A 17,625-nucleotide genomic window follows, 5' to 3' on the forward strand; every position below is an offset into this window, starting at 1 on the left:
GCGCCGAACGTGCTGGGCCGGCAGTTCAGTCCGGTGCAGCCCAACCAGGCCTGGGCGGCGGATATTACCTACGTCCGCACGGCCGAGGGCTGGCTGTATGTGGCGGTGGTGCTGGACCTGTATTCGCGCAAGGTAGTGGGATGGGCCATGGCAGCGGCCATGCCTGCATCGCTGGTGGTCACGGCGTTGAGGATGGCGATCCAGCAGCGCAATCCGTCACCGGGCCTGATCGTGCATTCGGATCGGGGCAGCCAGTACGCGAGCGAGGAATACCGGGGCTTGCTGGGACGCCACGGCCTCATTTGCAGCATGAGCCGGCTGGGCGATTGTTGGGACAATGCGGTGGCCGAGCGCTTCTTCCTGAACCTGAAGATGGAGCGCATCTGGCAAAGGCGCTACGTCGACCGGGCTGAAGCCCGGCGCGACATTACGCAGTACATCGTCGGCTTCTATAACCCGGTGCGATTGCACTCGACACTGGGATATGAGTCGCCGCAGGAGTTTGAGGACAAGTTCAAACGCCAGACAACCTTAATACCTGTCTGAAAAAACTTGACCACTACAGAAAGACAAGAACCATCAGCCTCAGCCATCACCGCCGGTGTGGCCCCTCTCTCCCGCAACGCGCGAGAGGGCGGAAAACAAAACCCGCACCAGCATCCATCACCGCCGTATCCTCCGCCGCCGCCCCTACTTCGCCACCCGCAATCGCCCCCGATGCAGCGCGCGCAGCGCCGCGTCGGACAGCGTGAGCGGGGGCTCAGGCGATGGGCGGGCCAGCAGGTAGCCCTGGGCGAAGTCGATGCCGAGGTCGCGGCAGACCACGAGGTCGTCTTCCTGTTCGATGCCTTCGGCAATCAGGCGCGTGCCGGACGTGCGCGCGAGCTTGCATAGCGCCTGCAGCGCCTCGCGCTGGAATGGCGACGCGGCCACGCCGTCGATGATGACGCGGGCGATCTTCACGTAGTCGGGTTTCAGCGCGATCCACTGGCCCAGGCTGGCGTGGCCGGTGCCGTAGTCGTCCAGCGCGAACTGCGCGCCGCGGCTGCGGATCGAGAACACAGCCTTGGCCAGCGATTCCAGCGGCCCCAGCGGGGCCTGTTCGGTCAGCTCCAGCACGATGCGGTCCGACGGCAGCCCCTGCGTCTGCAGGAACGTCCGCACCTCGTCGCGCGTGTCCTCGATGTCGCGCAACGAATCGGCGCTGTAGTTCAAAAACAGCTTGCCGGGCAGCCGCGACGCCATGAACACGCCGATCGACACGCGCGCGGCTATCCGCTCCAGCTCGACGTGGCAGCCGGCGCGGGCGGCCTCGGCGAACAGCGCCACGGGGCTTTCCAGCGCGGTGCCGGCCGGGCCACGGATCAGCGCCTCATATCCGAAGATGTCGCCCGTCACGAGCGAGCCAATCAGCTGGAAAACCGGCCGCAGCAATCGGTGTTCGAGGCAATCGGCAATGGATGGCGTCAGGGGTCGCGACAAGGCTTGCACTCAAACTGGCTGGGAATCGTGTTGTACGAATCAGGCTATGGGCAGATGCCACTCCCACTGCAGGAGTATCGGCATTGCCCGCACCGACTTGAGTGCAACCGCGTACTGCTTTGGGAGGGTGCCCCGCCCTGCCGCCCCCGGCCAGCCCCTCAGACCAGCCCCAGATCGCGCGGCCGGCTGCCCGGGAACACGCGCGCCAGACGCGCCTCGTCCAGCCCGTACAGCCGCGCGAACAGGCCGCCCAGCACGGCCCGGTAGTCGTTGAGCACCGGGTAGTCGCGCCCCTGGTTGAGCTTCGATGGCGCCACGGCCGCCTGCTCGCCCGCCAGCCGTCCGCCGCGCACGTTGCCGCCGGCCACCCAGTAGACCGTGCCGTGGCCGTGGTCGGTGCCGCGCGTGCCGTTCTCGCGGAAGGTACGGCCGAATTCGGAGATTGCCACCACCGTGGTCTGGCGCCACGCCGGGCCCATTTCCTCGGCAAACCCGGCGATGCCCCGGCCCAGGTTGTCCAGCAGGCCGGCCAGCTGGCCCTGCGCGCCGCCCTGGTTGACGTGGGTGTCCCAGCCGCCGACGTCGATAAAGCCCAGGTTGAAGCGGTCGCGCATCAGCCCGGCCATGCGGCGCGCTTCCTGCTCGAAGCCCCGGGCGCTCAGCGCGCGCCGGCTGGCCGCCTGCATTTCCTGCATCCGTCCGGCCATGGTGTCGCCGCCAGCACGCATGGCCGCGTCATGGCGCCGCATGGCCTCGGCCTGCTCGGCCACGGTCTGGCGCAGCTCGAAGCCTTCGGCAATCAGTGACTCGAAGCGCGTGCCCGCGTACATGCGGGCGATGGCCTGCGTCTGCCGCGCATCCAGCGGCGCGCGGCCGTTGCCCTTGAGCGAGACGTTGGGCACGTTGACGGCGCCGGACAGCACCATCGGCAGCCCATCGGTGAACGCCACCGGCGCGGCCTGCCCGCCCATGGCCTGCGTCAGCCGGTTCAGGAAGCCGCTGCCCTGCGGCACGCCGCCGCCGTGGCCATCGCCGCCCTGCCCGGCCTCGATGCTGTCCTGGGTCTCGAAATGGCTGCGCGACAGGTCGGCGGTGCCCGCGAACGGCACGGCGGCCAGTTGCTGGCGCTGCCACATCGGCAACAGCGTCGCCCCCAGCGCGGGATGCAGCGCCCAGCCGTCCACGCCCAGCGGCAGCGCCGCCGCCGGGTCGGGCGCGGCACCGGGCGGCACCGGCGCGCGGATGGCGATGGTCGGCCGCGACGCCTGGTAGAAATCGTTGCCGGCCGGCACCAGCACGTTGGTGGCGTCGTAGCCGCCGCGCAGGAATACCAGCAGAAAGCGGGCGTCGGCCTGCGCCGGCAGCGCGAACACGCGCGATGTCACGGCCGGCAGCGCCAGCGTGATGCCCGCGTGGCCCATGGCCTGGAGCCAATGGCGTCGATTCATGGTCATGTCTCCTGTCGTGCCGAGGGCTACCGCTGCATCCATTCCGGCGAACTGAGCAGCACCGCGTTCCATTCGGGCTGCGATCCGGCCTGCGACAGCGCCTGCCGCGTGGCCGGCCCCAGCGTGCCCTCGACCAGCGTGTAGAACACGCGGTTGTTCGGCATCGGGAAACCGCGCTGTGCCGACGGCTGGCCGCTTTCGTCCTGGAACAGCCCCGCCGGCCCGCTGCCGATGGCGCGCGCGATCTCAAAGCGCTTCACGAGCTGGCCCGAACTGGCCCACGCGCTCTCCGTGAGCGGATAGCCGTCGGGCGCCACATGGCCGTACAGCGGCTCGCCAAGCTGGTTGAGCCAGTTGATCACCGGGCGCAGGTTGGTCACGGGCCGGCCGTCGTACGCCAGCCGCATCGACGACACCACGAACACCATCGGGTCCTTGAACTTGCGCGCGCCATCGGCGGCCGCGCGGTCGAACCAGCTCGATCGGAACATCGTGCGCAGCACGGCGGCGATGTCGCCGTCGGTGCGGGTGAGGGTATCGGCCATCTGCCCCACAAGCTGCGGCGGCGGGTTGTCGGCCACGAAATAGGTGGCCAGCCGGGTCGAGATGAGGCGGGCCGTGGCCGGGTCGCGCGCCAGGATCGCCACCGCCTGCTCCACCTCGGCAAAGCCGGCCGGCGCGATGGCATGGCCCAGCAGCGTCTTGGGCCCGAAATCGTGCCGGTTCGGATTGAACTCGAACAGGCCGTCCGCGCGGTACAGCGCCGCGCGCGCCGGCGCCAGCCGGGGCGGCTCGCCCCGTGCGTTGATGCCGAGCCCGGTCAGCACGCGCGCCAGCTCCTGCACGTCCTGCTGCGTATAGCGCGACCCGCTGGGCCCGCCCGCCACGCCCAGCGTATGCGGCTCCATCAGCTCGCGCGCGTAGTTCTCGTTGATGCGGTTGGCGCTGCTCTGGGCGTTGTCGAGGTATTCGAGCATGGCCGGCGCGGTCACCGTGGCCATCAGCAGGTCGCGGAACTTGCCCAGCGCGTGCGGACGGATGGCGCGCGCCTCGAAGTCGGCCAGCGCGTAGCGGACCTGCCCCTTGCCCGCGTAGACGTTGAAATGGTTCATCCAGAACCACGTCATCTGCTCGCGCAGCTGCGCCGGCGAATACAGCGCGCGCAGCAGGTGCCGGCGCGCGGTGTCCACCACCAGCTCGCGGCCCTGCCGGTTCAGCGCCTCGCGCGCCTGCTGCTTCGCGTCATCGTCGGGCAGCGTCTGGATGCGCTGGCGCTCGGCGCGCAGCGCCTGCGTCCGCTGCAGCGCGTCGCCCTCGCTGACCGGCAGCGCGGCGATGGCGGCGGCCAGCGGCGGCGGATCGGCCAGCGGCATCGCAAGCTGTTCGTCGAGATAGCGCTGGCGGCCGACGGCCTGCAGATGCGCGGCGCTCGCCTGGTCGGCGCCGAAGCTGACGGTGTTCAACCAGCGCAGGTCCGCCGCGGTCAGCGGGCCCCCGCCGCCGGCCTGATCGCCGGTGGCGCACGCGGCCAGCAGGCAGGCCGACACCGCCAGCAGCGCCAGGCGGCCCGTGGCGCGGGCGCGCCAGCCAGATCGTCGGTCAGTCATGAGCGTCCTTGTCTCGTTGCCGCATCGTCGGCATCCCGGTTTGACGTTCGCCACGCCGGATGGTTGACCGCGCCCCGCCCTGACTCTGTTACGAAAGCTTTCCCATCCGGGTAGTCGCCGAGCGCGTATCCGCCAACAAGACCTTCAGCGCCGCCCCCAAGACCGTGTAATAGCCGGCGCCGGGCCTGTCATCGGCCCGTCACAGAGCGGCCCGACAATGCGCGGCATGACACAGGCGCGGGAGCGCTGCGGCGGCCGGATTGCGGCGGTGCAGCAGATTTATTCCTTGACGCCTGATTTTTCGGCGCTTCAATGAAAACGTTTTCATCCGAAGTGCGCTTTCCGAGAAGAGGAATGGATGCCCGCAACCCGTCGCGCCGCACTGCCGCCCCGCCTGGCGTCCGCCGAACCCGGCCAGGGGGTCACGCTGGCCGACGTGGCGCTGGCCGCCAAGGTGTCGCTGGCCACCGCGTCGCGCGTGTTCAGCCACCCCCAGCTTGTGCGCGAGGCCACGGCGCAGCGCGTGCATGAGGCCGCGCAGCGGCTGTCGTTCCGCCCCAACCTGCTTGGCGCCAAGCTGCGCGCCCAGCGCACGCGGATCATCGGCGTGATGCTGCCCACGCTGGACAACGCGGTGTTCGCCGAATGCTGGCGCGGCATCGAGGAATCGGCCATGGCGGCAGGCTACTCGCTGATGCTGGTCACCAGCAACTACGACCCGGCCCGCGAGACCGAGCGCGTGGAATACCTGCTGCGCCACCGCGTGGACGGCATGGTCCTGACCGTGGCCGACGCCAGCGACAGCACCGTGCTGGACCAGCTGGACCGCGAATCGGTGCCCTACGTGCTGGCCTACAACCAGGTGCCGGCGGAAGGCGCCGTGGCCGGCCGGCATTCGGTCTCCGTCGACAACCGCACCAGCGCCTGCGAGGGCGTCAACGCGCTGATCGCCGCCGGCCACCGCCGCATCGCGGTCATCTCTGGCGCGTTCACCGCGTCGGACCGCGCGCGCCAGCGCTTTGCCGGCTATGCCGACGCAATGCGCGCGCACGGCCTGCCGGTGCTCGATCCGGTCAACCTGCCGTCCCACACCGCCAGCAACGCCGCGCAGATCCGCGCGCTGATGGATGGCGGCCAGGCGCCCACCGCGTTCTTCTGCACCAACGACCTGCTGGCGATCGGCGTGATTTCAGACCTGAAGCGCCTGGGCCTGCGCGTGCCGCGCGACGTGTCGGTGCTGGGCTACGACGGCATCGCGCTGGGCGCGCTCGTGGAGCCGCCGCTGGCCACCGTGGTGCAGCCCAACGCCGACATCGGCGCGCACGCCATCGGCGAACTGCTGCAGCGGCTGGAAGCCGTGCCGCCCGCCGCCAACGGCCACGCCACGCTGCTGCCGCATGCGATACGAATCGAGGGCACCGTCAGTGCGCCCGCAATGCCTGCCTGATCCAACCACCGGTCCGACTCGACCGACCTCTACCAGGGAGCCTCACATGCCGAAGCAATCCTTCTGGCGCCGTCCGCTGCGCTGGCTGGCCGTCACCGCCACGTTTGCCGCCTTCAGCCAGGGCGTGGCCGCGCAGACCGCCATCTGCTACAACTGCCCGCCCGAATGGGCCGACTGGGCCGCGCAGATCCGCGCGATCAAGGAAAAGACCGGCGTCACCGTACCGTTCGACAACAAGAACTCGGGCCAGTCGCTGGCGCAGCTTGTGGCGGAAAAAGCCGCCCCGGTGGCCGACGTGACCTACCTGGGCGTGACGTTCGGCATCCAGGCCAAGGCCGATGGCGTGACGCAGCCGTACAAGCCCGCGCACTGGGCCGACATCCCTGACGGCCTGAAGGACCCGCAAGGCAACTGGTTCGCCATCCACTCGGGCACGCTGGGCTTCATGGTCAATGTCGATGCGCTGCGCGGCAAGCCGGTGCCGCAGTCGTGGGCAGACCTGCTCAAGCCCGAGTACAAGGGCCTGATCGGCTACCTGGACCCGGCCAGCGCGTTCGTCGGCTACGTGGGCGCCGTGGCCGTGAACCAGGCCATGGGCGGCACGCTCGACAACTTCGGCCCGGCCTTCAAGTTCTTCCGCGACCTGCAGAAGAACCAGCCGATCGTGCCCAAGCAGACCGCCTACGCGCGCGTGCTGTCCGGCGAGATCCCGATCCTGCTCGACTACGACTTCAACGCGTACCGCGCCAAGTACAAGGACCGCGCCAACGTGGCCTTCGTGATCCCGAAGGAAGGCTCGCTGGTGGTGCCGTATGTGATGAGCCTGGTCAACAACGCCCCGCACGCGGCCGAGGGCCGCAAGGTGCTGGACTTCGTGCTGTCCGACCAGGGCCAGGCGCTGTGGGCCAACGCCTACCTGCGCCCGGTGCGCAACGTGCCGATGCCGGCGGAGGTGCAGGCCCGCTTCCTGCCCGCCGCCGACTACGCGCGCGCCCGGCCCGTGGACTTCGGCAAGATGGCCCAGGTGCAGAAGGCGTTCAGCGACCAGTACCTGAAGGAAGTCCGCTAGCCGCGGCACCCGCGATGACCCGCCGATCCCCCGCCCTGTTCCTGTTCGCGCTGCCCGCGCTGGTCGTGTTCCTGGCCTTTTTCTGCCTGCCGATGGCGCGGCTGATCGAGGTCAGCCTGACGGGCAAGGACGGCGCGGGCGTCTACGTGACCGTGCTGACCAGCGCGCGCTACCTGCACAGCCTGATGGTGACGGTGGTGCTGTCCGCGCTGGTGACGCTGGCCACGCTGGTGATCGCGGGCATCGCCGGCACCTTCCTGCAGCGCCACCGCGTGCCGGGCAAGCCGGTGCTGGTGGCCATGCTGACCTTTCCGCTCGCGTTCCCCGGCGTGGTGATCGGCTTCATGGTCATCATGCTGGGCGGCCGCAACGGGCTGCTGGCCACCATTGGCGACGCGCTGGCCGGCGAGCGCTGGACCTTTGCCTACGGGCTGGCCGGGCTGTTTGTCGGCTACCTGTATTTCTCGATTCCGCGCGTGATCCTGACCGTGATGGCCGCCGTGGAAAAGCTCGACCCCTCGCTGGAGGAAGCGGCCCGCTCGCTGGGCGCCGGCCCGTGGCGCGTGGTGCGCGACGTGATGCTGCCCGCGCTGATGCCAGCCATGCTGTCCAGCGGGGCGATCTGCTTTGCCACCAGCATGGGCGCGTTCGGCACGGCGTTCACGCTGGCCACGCAGCTCGACGTGCTGCCGCTGACCATCTACAACGAATTCACCAACTACGCCAACTTTGGCATGGCCGCCGCGCTCTCGATCCTGCTGGGCGCGGTCACGTGGGCCCTGCTGGCGCTGGCGCGCTGGTACTCCGGCGATGCCGTCGCCGCCACGGCCTGAGGACCGCCGCATGCGCCCATCCCTGCTCCCCCGCCGCACCGGCTACTGGCTGCAGCTTGCGCTGACGCTGCTGGTCTGCGCGTTCATGACCGTGCCGGTGGTGCTGTCGGTGCTGGCCGGCCTGACCAACAACATCTTCGTGGGCGTGTCCAGTGGACTGACCACGCGCTGGCTGGCCGAGGTCTGGGCGCTCTATCGCAACACGATCTTCCTGTCGCTGGGCATTGCGCTGGCCTGCCTGGCCTGCACGCTCGTGATCGGCGTGCCCGCCGCCTACTACATGGCGCTGCGGCGCAACCGCGTGACGCGGCTGATCGAGGAGCTGCTGATGCTGCCCGTGGCGCTGCCGGGGCTGGCCACGGCGCTGGGGCTGATCCTGCTCTACGGCAGCTTCCAGGGGCTGCGCACGAGCTGGGTGTTCATCCTGATCGGCCACGTGGTGTTCACGCTGCCGTTCATGGTGCGGGCGGTGCTGGCCATCCTGGCGGCCATCGACATCCGCACGCTCGAAGACGCCGCCGCCAGCCTGGGCGCCACGCGGCTGCAGCGCTTTTTCACGGTGGTGCTGCCCAACTGCCGCCAGGGCATCCTGGCCGGCGCGCTGATGGTGGTCACGCTGTCGGTGGGCGAATTCAACCTGACGTGGATGCTGCACACGCCCACCACGCAGACGCTGCCCGTGGGGCTGGCCGACAGCTATGCGTCGATGCGGCTGGAGATTGGCTCCGCGTACACCATCGTCTTCTTTGTCATGATCATCCCGCTGCTGGTGTTCATGCAGGCCCTGAGCGCGCTGGGCGCCCGCACCCGCCGCCATGCCGTGCCCGCCGATGCCGCTGCCCTGCCGCCCGCCGCCCCGCCCGTCACCCCTGTTGCCGAACGCCGCCATGCATGAACCGACCCCCATCCGCCTGCGCCAGTGCGCCAAGACGTTTGCCGACGGCACGCTCGCGCTGCACCCGCTGGACCTGGACATCGGCGCCGCCGAGACCGTGGTGCTGCTGGGGCCGTCCGGCTGCGGCAAGACCACCACGCTGCGCATCATCGCCGGGCTGGAGCAGCCCGACGCAGGCGGCGACGTCTGGTTTGGCGACACCCGTGTGACCGACCTGCCGATCGAGCAGCGCGGCGTGGGCATGGTGTTCCAGAACTACGCGCTGTTTCCGAACATGAGCGTGGCCGAGAACATTGCCTACGGCCTGCGCGTGCGCCGGGTGGATGGCGCCACGCGCCGCCGCCGCGTGGACGAGATGCTGGCGATGATGCACCTGGAGCCGTTTGCCGACCGGCGCATCGACCAGTTGTCGGGCGGCCAGCGCCAGCGCGTGGCGCTGGCCCGCGCCATCGCCGTGCAGCCGCGCGTGCTGCTGCTGGACGAGCCGCTGACCGCGCTGGACGCCAAGCTGCGCGACACGCTGCGCGCCGACATCAACCAGCTCCTGCGCAGCCTGCACATCACCGCCGTCTACGTGACCCACGACCAGGCCGAGGCCATGGCGCTGGGCGACCGCATCATCGTGATGGACAAGGGCCGCATCGCGCAGGTGGGCACACCGCAGGACATCTACCGCGCGCCGGCCAACGCGTTCGTGGCCGATTTCATCGGCACCATGAACCACCTGCCCGGCACGGCCGAGGCCGGCCGCTGGCGCGTGCCGGGCGGGACGGTGCCGATGGGCCCGCCCGACGACGCGCCAGTGTCCGCCAACGCGCGGCTCATGTTCCGGCCCGAGGACGTGGCACTGGTACACGCCGATGACGCCCACGTGGAAGGCGTGGTCGTGACGGCGCTGTTCCTGGGCAACCACACGCGGCTGCTGGTGGACGTGGGCGCCGCCGCGCCACTGATCGTCGACACCGCGCGCCGCGACGCGTGGGCAGCCGGCGCGCGCGTGGGCCTGCGCATCGATACCAACCACCTGATCACGCTTGCCGAAGCCGCATGACCCCCGCATCCTCCGCACCCGCCTGCCTGGTGGCGCAACTGACCGACCTGCACATCAAGGCGGGCGGCAAGCTGTCTTACCGGATGGTGGACACCGCCGGCGCGCTGCACGCCGCCATCGACACGCTGCTGGCCGCGCCGCAACGGCCCGACGTGGTCGTGGTCACCGGCGACCTCGTCGACTTTGGCGATCCGCACGAATACCGCTTTCTGCGCGACATCCTGCAACGGCTGCCGATGCCGGTGAAGCTGCTGCCGGGCAATCACGACCACCGTACGTCGCTGCGTGCCGTGTTCCACGACCACGACTACCTGTTCGCGCACGGCGATGCCGAGGCGCCGGTGCACTACGCGATCGACGCGGGCCCGCTGCGGCTGGTCGGTTTCGACTGCACGGTGCCCGGCCAGCCGGGCGGCCATGCCACGCCCGACGGGCTGGCCTGGCTCGACGCCACGCTGGCGGCGGCGCCGGGCCGGCCCACGCTGGTGATGCTGCACCATCCGCCGTTCCATACCGGCATTGGCCACATGGACGCCCAGGGGCTGGGCAACGCGGCCGGGCTGGAAGCGGTGATTGCGCGCCACGCGCACGTGGAGCGCGTGATCTGCGGCCATCTGCACCGGCATATCACGCGGCGCTTTGGCGGCACCATCGCCATGACCGCGCCGGGCCCCGCGCACCAGGTGGCGCTGGACCTGGACCCGCAGGCCGCGTCGCGCTTCCGCATGGAGCCGCCCGGCTACCTGCTGCACTGGTGGCATCCCGCGCACGGGCTGGTCACGCACCTGGCGGCCATTGGCGACCACGGCCCGCTGCACCCGTTCTTCGACGGCCAGGGCAAGCTGATCGACTAGCCGGCCGCCCGCACGGCGAGCCCGCACCGAAGTGGCATTGCGGTACCATCCCCGGTTTCATTTTCCCGATGCCGGACCGGGGCGCCGCCCGCCGGCCCGCGCTTTTCCCCCTGACATGGACCTGCTTCTGCTCAGCAATTCGACGTCGGACGAGGGCTACCTCGTCCATGCCCGCCAAGCCATCGAAAGTTTGGCCGATGGCCGCACCCAGGCGCTGTTCGTGCCCTACGCCGGGGTGACGCGCGACTGGAACGGCTATGCCGCCCAGGTGCGCGACGCGCTGGCGCCGGCCGGCATCGCGGTGGCGAGCCTGCACGAGCAGGCCGACCCGCAGGCGGCCGTGGCTGCCGCGACGCTGATCGTGGTGGGCGGCGGCAACACGTTCCGCCTGCTGCAGATGCTGCGCCAGCAGGGCCTGCTGGCGCCGATCGCGGCGCGGGTACGCAGCGGCGCCGCGCGCTACATCGGCTGGAGCGCCGGCTCGAACCTGGCCGCGCCGACCATCCGCACCACCAACGACATGCCGGTGGTGGACCCAGGCGGCTTCGACGCGCTCGGCCTTGTGCCGTTCCAGATCAATCCGCACTACTACAACGTGGAAATCGAAGGCTTTCGCGGCGAAACGCGCGATCAGCGGCTGGCCGAGTTCACCACGCTGTCGCCGGACACGCCCGTGCTGGGCCTGCCCGAAGGCGACTGGGTGCGCGTGTCGGGCAACGCCTTTGCGCTGCACGGGCCGCACGCGGCGCGCTGGTTCCTGGGCGAGCGGCGCTGGGACGTGACCGCCGGGCCGCTGGCACTGCCGGCCTGACCCGCACCCGGCGGACAAAAAAATACCCGCAGCCGGGAGGAGCGGGTACAGAAGTGGTATGGACAAGTCGCGGAATTCGTCCACGGGAAAAATGCTGTCATCGCATCATTGCGCTGCCAATAATCTTTCCGGACTAGTCAGCGGCTGTCACGTATTTGTCGCGTACCTGTCATGTATGGCAGCTTCGCCACATCGGCGGTTTGGGCGCATGGACAACGCGGCGGGAATCCAGTCCAATCGAGCACTTGCCGCCCCTGCCCTGCCCCGCCTGCCCCATGTCGCGTGCCCGCCTGCTGTTGATCGATGACCACACCCTGTTTCGCACCGGGCTGAAGCTGCTGCTGGCCGACAGCCCCAGCGTGGCGACGATCATCGAGGCCGGGTCGGTGATGGAGGCCGTCGAGGCGCACGGCAGCCAGCCGGTGGACATCCTGCTGCTCGATATCCAGATGCCGGGCCTGAACGGCATCGAGGGCGTCAAGGTGCTGCGGCGGCACTTTCCGGCCGCGCGGATCGTGATCGTGTCGGGCACGTCACATATCGACGCCATCCCGCCCGAGGCGCGCCGCGAGATTGCCGGATTCCTGCCGAAGTCGGCCGACGCGCTCGACATCGAGCGCGCCATCGCCAGTTGCCTAGCCGGCGGCACGCATTTCTCGGCCGATGGCCTCGGCCACGGCGCGGACCCTGGCGCCAGCGGTGACCCGCCGCCGGCCTACGAGCCAAGCCAGCTCACGCCGCGCCAGCTGGAGGTGCTGTCGCAGTTGAGCCTGGGGCGGTCGAACAAGGTCATCGCCTACCACATGGGGTTGTCCGAGAACACCGTGCGCGTGCACGTGGCGGCCATCCTGAACCACCTTGGCGTGGTCAGCCGCGTCGAAGCCATCCTGGAGGCCCAGCGCCGCGGGCTGGTGCAGACCCGGCGCTAGCCCGCCACCGACCCCGCCGCGACCATGGCGCTGCCCTTCCTGCCCCACTACGACGAGCCGCGGCTGCTGTCCGCGCAGATGGAGCTGATCGACCAGAGCTTCGGCATGGCGATGCTGGGCTGCACGCTGGCGGCGATCTTCCTGGGCACCGGGCTGGCGCTGACCGACGGCCATCCCGGCGCGCTGCCGTGGGCGGCGGCCGTGACCATGGTCTGCGCCATCGCGCATTTCGGCCGGCGCGCCGTGCCGGACCGCCTGAGCGAGGCGCGCTGCGGCCTGTACGCGCGCGGCATGACGGTCGTGCTGGTGCTGATCGGCTGCCTTTGGGGGCTGGCCGGCTGGCTCTACCTCGACATCCGGTCGCCGGCCGTGGTGATCTGCGTGCTGTCGCTGATCGCCGGCATGAGCGCGGCGGCGCTGGCCGTGTTCTCGGCCTGCCTGCCGGTGGCCGTGGGCTTCTTCATCCCGGCCATCATGCCGGTGTGGGCCGTGTTCATCGTCACGCACGATATCGCCTACCTGCCGATGTTCCTGGCCACGCCGCTCTACCTGTTCGTGCTGATCGTGTTCGCGCGCAACTACTCGCGCATGGCGCGCCACTCGCTGGCGCTACGGTTCGAGAACGTGGAGCTGATCTCGCAACTGCGCGACCAGACCGCGCGCGCCGGGCAGGCCCAGCGCGAGGCCGAGGAGGCCAATCGCGCCAAGTCGGTGTTCCTGGCATCGGCCAGCCACGACCTGCGCCAGCCGCTGCATGCGCTGGGGCTGTTCCTGGTCTCGCTGGCCCGCACACCGCTCGACGCGCGGCAGCGGCAACTGCTGGACCACATCGAAGCCTCGTCGGGCGCCGCGCGCGAGATGCTGAACACGTTGCTCGATTTCTCGAAGCTGGACGCCGGCGTGGTCACGTCGCGGCCCCGCCCGTTCCGGCTCCAGCCGCTGCTGCACAAGCTGGAGAACGAATTCGCGCCACAGGCCAATGCGCGCGGGCTGGTCTACCGCACACGCGACACCACGGCCACGCTATTCGGCGACCCGACGCTGACCGAGCTGATCCTGCGCAACCTGATTGCCAACGCCATCCGCTACACCCGCGCCGGTGGCGTGCTGGTGGCCTGCCGCGCGCGCCGCTTCCACGTGTCGATCGAGGTCTGGGACACCGGCGTGGGCATCCCGGCCGAGCACCACCGGGCGATCTTCCGCGAGTTCCACCAGCTCGGGAATCCGGAGCGCGACCAGCGCAAGGGGCTGGGCCTGGGGCTGGCCATCGTCGACGGGCTGGCGCGCACCATGCGCACGGTAGTGACGCTGGGCTCCACGCCGGGCCGTGGCTCGGTGTTCCGGCTGCGGATGCCGCTGGCGTGGGCCGCGCCCGAGGAAGCCGCGGAGCCGGGGCTGGCGATGCGGTGCGACGGGCTGCGCGTGCTGGTGATCGACGACGATCCGGCCATCCGCGAGGCCATGGCCGGGCTGCTGGCGGTCTGGCACTGCGACAGCCGCACGGCCGAGACCGAGGAACAGGCGCTGGCGCTGGCCGCGACCTTCGCGCCGGACCTGATCCTGGCCGACTACCGGCTGCGCGGCCATCGCACCGGGCTGGAAGCCATCGCCGCCATCCGGGCGCAGGCCGGGCGCGACGTGCCCGCCATCGTCATCACCGGCGACACGGCGGCCGACCCGCTACGCAACGTCCATGCTGGCGGCGTGGCGCTGCTGCACAAGCCGGTGGTACCGGGCGAACTGCAGGCGGCCATCGCCGCACTGCTGCACGAGGCTTCCGCCCACGCCGACGCCCCGGCCGAATGGAAACCGGCCGAACGATAAGCAGGACATGGGGGACCGTCAGCCGATCATCCGCATCGGCAACAGCGCGTAGGCCAGCACCAGCACGCCGACGATGGCCGGCGACACGTACTTCAGCGCAAGGCTCTGCGACTGCACGCCCAGATAGGCGTACATGCAGACAAGGATCATGGCGCAGCAAAAGACAAGGCCGTCATAGACTTGCATGGATGTCTCCCAGAGTGCGTTCTTCGACTACTTCTGTGATGACGGGCGTGCTCTTCGGGGGCGCCCGGGTACTGCCCACTGCAATCTATTGCGACCGATGGTCGCGCCATCGGAGGGACGCGGCAATCATGGTAATCCCTCCATTTCTGGCGTTTTAACAATGCTGCGGCGCGGGATGTGAGACCGGGGGGATACCGCTCGGGGCGGCGGGGGAAGTCAAGGGAAATCTGGAGCGGGGGGCGTGTTCAGGCTTTCGTATCGCCGGGGCCCCTCACCCGCGGGGCGGGCGAGGGATTGCAGCCATCGGCGGACGGGGGTGTCTATCGCTGGCCGAAATGGGCGTCGCGGAACAGCTTTTCCAGGCCGCGCGGCTGCGAGCGCCAGTACTGCTTTGGCGCGTCGACCTGGGCGCCCAGCCTGGCGGCGGCATGCCACGGCCAGCGCGGGTCGTACAGCATCGCGCGGGCAATCGAGATCATGTCGGCCTCGTCGTTGGCGATGATCGCCTCGGCCTGCTCGGGCTCGGTGATCAGGCCCACGGCCAGCGTCGGCAGGCCCACCTCGGCCTTCACGCGCTGGGCGTACGGCACCTGGTAGCCGGGGCCGATCTTGATGGCCTGCTGCGGCGACACGCCGCCGGTGCTCACATGCACCGCCGCGCAGCCGCGCGCCTTGAGCGCATGGGACAGCGCGATCGTGCCGTCGATGTCCCAGCCATTCGGCACCCAGTCCGTGGCCGACACGCGCATCCAGACCGGCCGTTCGGCGGGATACGCCTCGCGCACGGCATCGAACACTTCCAGCGGAAAGCGCATGCGGTTTTCCAGGCTGCCGCCGTACTCGTCGGTGCGATGGTTGGCAATCGGCGACAGGAACTGGTGCAGCAGGTAGCCATGCGCGCCGTGCACTTCGATGCCGTCCACGCCCAGCCGCGCGGCACGCCGGGCGGCCGCCACGAAGTCGTCGCGGATCTTGCGCAGGCCGGCCTTGTCCAGCGCGGCGGGCGGCGCCTCGTCGGCCGCATGCGGCACGGCCGAAGGCGCCACGGTCTGCCAGCCGGCCGGCGCGTCCGGACGGATCTGCGCGCCGCCGTCCCACGGCGCCTGGCTGGACGCCTTGCGCCCGGCATGGCCGAGCTGCACGGCCACGGCAATCGGCGAATAGCGGCGCACGGCATCGAGCACGCGGCCCAGCGCGGCTTCGTTGGCGTCGCTGTAGAGCCCCAGGTCGGCCGGCGATATGCGGCCCTCCGGCGACACGGCCGTCGCCTCCACGATCATCAGCCCCGCGCCCGAAAGCGCCAGGCTGCCGAGGTGGATCATGTGCCAGTCAGTGGCCGAACCCTGTTCCGCCGAGTACTGACACATCGGCGCAATGGCGATCCGGTTGGACAGCGCGAGTTCGCCGATCCGGTAGGGGTCGAAGAGATGGGGCATGGGGTTCCTTGTCGTCTTGCTGGCCGCCGGGACACGGCCAATGTCCCGGGGAATTGTAGGCGGCCGCGGAAATCCGTGCAGACGGCGCCGCGCCCTGCCCCGCCGCTGCGTCAGAACTTCGGAATCCTCAGCGTCTTGCTGATCATCAGGCTGCCGCTCAGCACGAACAGCAGCGCCAGCGGGTGGAACGTGCCGCCGGCGATGTCCCATGCGCCGCCGGGCAAGGCGTCGCCGATCAGGCCGCGCGAGGCGCACCAGGCCAGTACGCCGGTCAGCACCACGCTGGTCGGGATGGGCGTGCCTTCGAAGTACTTGACCTTGCCCTGCGCGGAGCCCTCGGCCAGCGTTTCGGCCGTGACGTTGAAGCGGGCCAGGCGGCTGACGCCGCAGCAGACGAAGTAGATCAGCGCGGCGAGGTCCCAGCCGCCGCGCATGCCGGCCGCAAAGGCCAGCGTGGCGGGGCCGACGCCGAACGAGATGATGTCGGACAGCGAATCGAGCTCGCGGCCCAGCGCGGAATGCGCGTGGCGCCAGCGGGCGATGCGGCCGTCGAGCACGTCGAAGATGAACGCGGCCGGCGCCAGTGCCGCCGCGATGTAGAAATACCGGAGCGTGGGCTCCGCGACGAAGTACATCGCGTAGAAGACGGAGCCCATGCCGCACGCGGCGTTGGCCAGCGTGAAGAAGTCCGCAAGCTGCAAGTCGCGCAGCATCGAGAAATGCCTGGGGCGCTGCTGAGGGGTGGACATGCGGCGGACTCCTTTGTGCGTTGGCGCCCGGGCCGGGCGCCCGGACGGTCAGAGTACGGTGTTCACGTGATGCACGGCCGGCGGCGCGGCAAAGCAGTCGCTGACCAGCTTGCGCCACTCCTGGAACTCGTCAGATTCGCGGAAGTGGACCATGTGGTCTTCCACGGTTTCCCAGGCCACCACCAGCGCATACTGCGACGGCTGCTCGATCGAGCGCTGCAGGTTCAGGCCGTGGCAACCGCGGGAACGCAGGAACAGCGGCTTGGCCTTGGCCACGTTGGCCTCGAACTGCGCTTCCATGCCGGGCTTGATCGTGATCTGTGCAATTTCGTGAATCATGATGGGTCTTCTCTGGGTGGCTTGATATCGGTGCCTGTCTGACAGCGCGGCACGCGCGTTCTACCTTAGCAGATTTGCGCCAGGCGGCTTACTTGACCGTCCGCCGCGCCAGGCTTTGCACCAGGTAGGCCACCACCAGCGCATTGGCCACCGCCAGCCCCACATGGAGCCACGTGGGGTGGCGCACGGCCTCGTACACCTCTACCGGGATATAGATGCCGCCGGACCACACGCCGATCCAGTTGCCCCAGGCCCGGCTGTGCCACAGGCCGTAGGCTTCGGCAAAGCGCATCAGCGCGTACACGGCGGCGGAGCCACCGATGGCCCAGAGCCGGCCGTCGGCGGGATGGTTCAGCAGCGCCAGGAAGATCTTCGGGTAGTGGCCGGCGGGATTCAGGTGCAGCCGCGCGACGATGGACTCGGCCACCGCCTGGGCGTCGCTGTGCAGCAGCGCCACCAGGCCAAGACCGGCCAGGATGACCAGCACGCCCTTGGCGGCTTCGAACAACGCAATGCTTTTGAGCCCCAGCGGGGAACCGGCGTGTGCCATGGCGGCAGGGTGGGAGTGGGGAAGCCGGTATTGTGCAGGATTGGCGGCGGCCTGCCATCGGGAAAATGGCAGGCGCCCCTCTCCCGATGGCGCGGGAGAGGGGCGAACGCGGACA

General features: G+C 69.8%; 18 protein-coding genes (1 of these 18 cut by a window edge). 10 read left to right on the top strand and 8 right to left on the bottom strand.

From position 1 onward, the window contains the following. The gene (locus EPAKOI_RS20955) for an IS3 family transposase (protein WP_423192497.1) occupies positions 1–546 on the top strand (it extends 626 nt beyond the left edge of the window). Within the gene, positions 1–546 belong to an annotated coding region that runs on past the window's edge; the region does not span the whole gene. 144 nt (positions 547–690) lie between these two features. Here the strand turns inward: EPAKOI_RS20955 and EPAKOI_RS20960 are convergent. The 3 genes from EPAKOI_RS20960 to EPAKOI_RS20970 form a co-directional block, all read right to left on the bottom strand. Then, positions 691–1,482 (bottom strand): EAL domain-containing protein, encoded by a 792-nt coding sequence (locus EPAKOI_RS20960; RefSeq protein WP_423193537.1) that lies wholly within the window; start codon positions 1,480–1,482, stop codon positions 691–693. 158 nt (positions 1,483–1,640) lie between these two features. Then, positions 1,641–2,930 carry a DUF1501 domain-containing protein gene (locus EPAKOI_RS20965; RefSeq protein ID WP_423193538.1) on the bottom strand — a complete coding sequence of 430 codons (1,290 nt, stop codon included), beginning with the start codon at positions 2,928–2,930 and terminating at the stop codon, positions 1,641–1,643. A 26-nt stretch (positions 2,931–2,956) separates the two neighbouring features. Next, complete coding sequence (locus EPAKOI_RS20970; RefSeq protein ID WP_423193539.1) at positions 2,957–4,537, bottom strand: DUF1800 domain-containing protein; 1,581 nt, start codon at positions 4,535–4,537, stop codon at positions 2,957–2,959. Between the two features lie 358 nt (positions 4,538–4,895). Here EPAKOI_RS20970 and EPAKOI_RS20975 point away from each other — a divergent pair, with 358 nt between their 5' ends. From EPAKOI_RS20975 to EPAKOI_RS21015, 9 genes are all read left to right on the top strand, one after another. Continuing rightward, complete coding sequence (locus EPAKOI_RS20975; protein ID WP_124686379.1) at positions 4,896–5,984, top strand: substrate-binding domain-containing protein; 1,089 nt, start codon at positions 4,896–4,898, stop codon at positions 5,982–5,984. A gap of 46 nt (positions 5,985–6,030) precedes the next feature. Further along, complete coding sequence (locus tag EPAKOI_RS20980) at positions 6,031–7,053, top strand: ABC transporter substrate-binding protein (protein ID WP_313835959.1); 1,023 nt, start codon at positions 6,031–6,033, stop codon at positions 7,051–7,053. Between the two features lie 14 nt (positions 7,054–7,067). Further along, positions 7,068–7,886: an ABC transporter permease gene (locus tag EPAKOI_RS20985; protein WP_124686377.1), complete on the top strand. Its 819-nt coding sequence runs from the start codon at positions 7,068–7,070 to the stop codon at positions 7,884–7,886. A 10-nt stretch (positions 7,887–7,896) separates the two neighbouring features. Continuing rightward, the gene (locus EPAKOI_RS20990) at positions 7,897–8,781 is read left to right on the top strand and encodes an ABC transporter permease (protein WP_423193540.1); all 885 of its coding nucleotides are present in this window, start codon (positions 7,897–7,899) and stop codon (positions 8,779–8,781) included. Beyond that, positions 8,774–9,832 carry an ABC transporter ATP-binding protein gene (locus EPAKOI_RS20995; protein WP_423193541.1) on the top strand — a complete coding sequence of 353 codons (1,059 nt, stop codon included), beginning with the start codon at positions 8,774–8,776 and terminating at the stop codon, positions 9,830–9,832. Before EPAKOI_RS20990 ends, EPAKOI_RS20995 begins: the two co-directional genes overlap by 8 nt. Then, entirely contained in the window at positions 9,829–10,686 is an 858-nt protein-coding gene (locus tag EPAKOI_RS21000; RefSeq protein WP_423193542.1) for a phosphodiesterase, read from the top strand. Before EPAKOI_RS20995 ends, EPAKOI_RS21000 begins: the two co-directional genes overlap by 4 nt. Before the next feature lie 115 nt (positions 10,687–10,801). After that, entirely contained in the window at positions 10,802–11,497 is a 696-nt protein-coding gene (pepE, locus tag EPAKOI_RS21005; RefSeq protein ID WP_423193543.1) for a dipeptidase PepE, read from the top strand. 275 nt (positions 11,498–11,772) lie between these two features. Further along, positions 11,773–12,426, top strand: coding sequence for a response regulator (locus tag EPAKOI_RS21010; RefSeq protein ID WP_124686372.1), 654 nt, complete (start codon positions 11,773–11,775; stop codon positions 12,424–12,426). A gap of 24 nt (positions 12,427–12,450) precedes the next feature. Further along, on the top strand, positions 12,451–14,250 hold the full coding sequence (locus EPAKOI_RS21015; RefSeq protein WP_313835948.1) for a hybrid sensor histidine kinase/response regulator: 1,800 nt from the start codon (positions 12,451–12,453) through the stop codon (positions 14,248–14,250). A gap of 18 nt (positions 14,251–14,268) precedes the next feature. Here the strand turns inward: EPAKOI_RS21015 and EPAKOI_RS21020 are convergent, their stop codons facing one another. The 5 genes from EPAKOI_RS21020 to EPAKOI_RS21040 all read right to left on the bottom strand — a co-directional run bounded on the left by EPAKOI_RS21020 (position 14,269) and on the right by EPAKOI_RS21040 (position 17,510). Beyond that, positions 14,269–14,436 (bottom strand): hypothetical protein, encoded by a 168-nt coding sequence (locus tag EPAKOI_RS21020; RefSeq protein ID WP_423193544.1) that lies wholly within the window; start codon positions 14,434–14,436, stop codon positions 14,269–14,271. 320 nt (positions 14,437–14,756) lie between these two features. Continuing rightward, the gene (locus EPAKOI_RS21025) at positions 14,757–15,872 is read right to left on the bottom strand and encodes an NADH:flavin oxidoreductase/NADH oxidase (RefSeq protein WP_423193545.1); all 1,116 of its coding nucleotides are present in this window, start codon (positions 15,870–15,872) and stop codon (positions 14,757–14,759) included. A gap of 110 nt (positions 15,873–15,982) precedes the next feature. Continuing rightward, on the bottom strand, positions 15,983–16,621 hold the full coding sequence (locus tag EPAKOI_RS21030; RefSeq protein WP_124686369.1) for a CDP-alcohol phosphatidyltransferase family protein: 639 nt from the start codon (positions 16,619–16,621) through the stop codon (positions 15,983–15,985). Between the two features lie 48 nt (positions 16,622–16,669). Continuing rightward, positions 16,670–16,960 (bottom strand): antibiotic biosynthesis monooxygenase family protein, encoded by a 291-nt coding sequence (locus tag EPAKOI_RS21035; RefSeq protein WP_124686368.1) that lies wholly within the window; start codon positions 16,958–16,960, stop codon positions 16,670–16,672. An 88-nt stretch (positions 16,961–17,048) separates the two neighbouring features. Continuing rightward, positions 17,049–17,510 (bottom strand): DUF2127 domain-containing protein, encoded by a 462-nt coding sequence (locus EPAKOI_RS21040; RefSeq protein ID WP_423193546.1) that lies wholly within the window; start codon positions 17,508–17,510, stop codon positions 17,049–17,051. Positions 17,511–17,625: the final 115 nt, after the last annotated feature.

It is taken from the genome of Cupriavidus sp. H18C2 (assembly GCF_049393795.1).
Lineage (GTDB): Bacteria > Pseudomonadota > Gammaproteobacteria > Burkholderiales > Burkholderiaceae > Cupriavidus > Cupriavidus pauculus_C.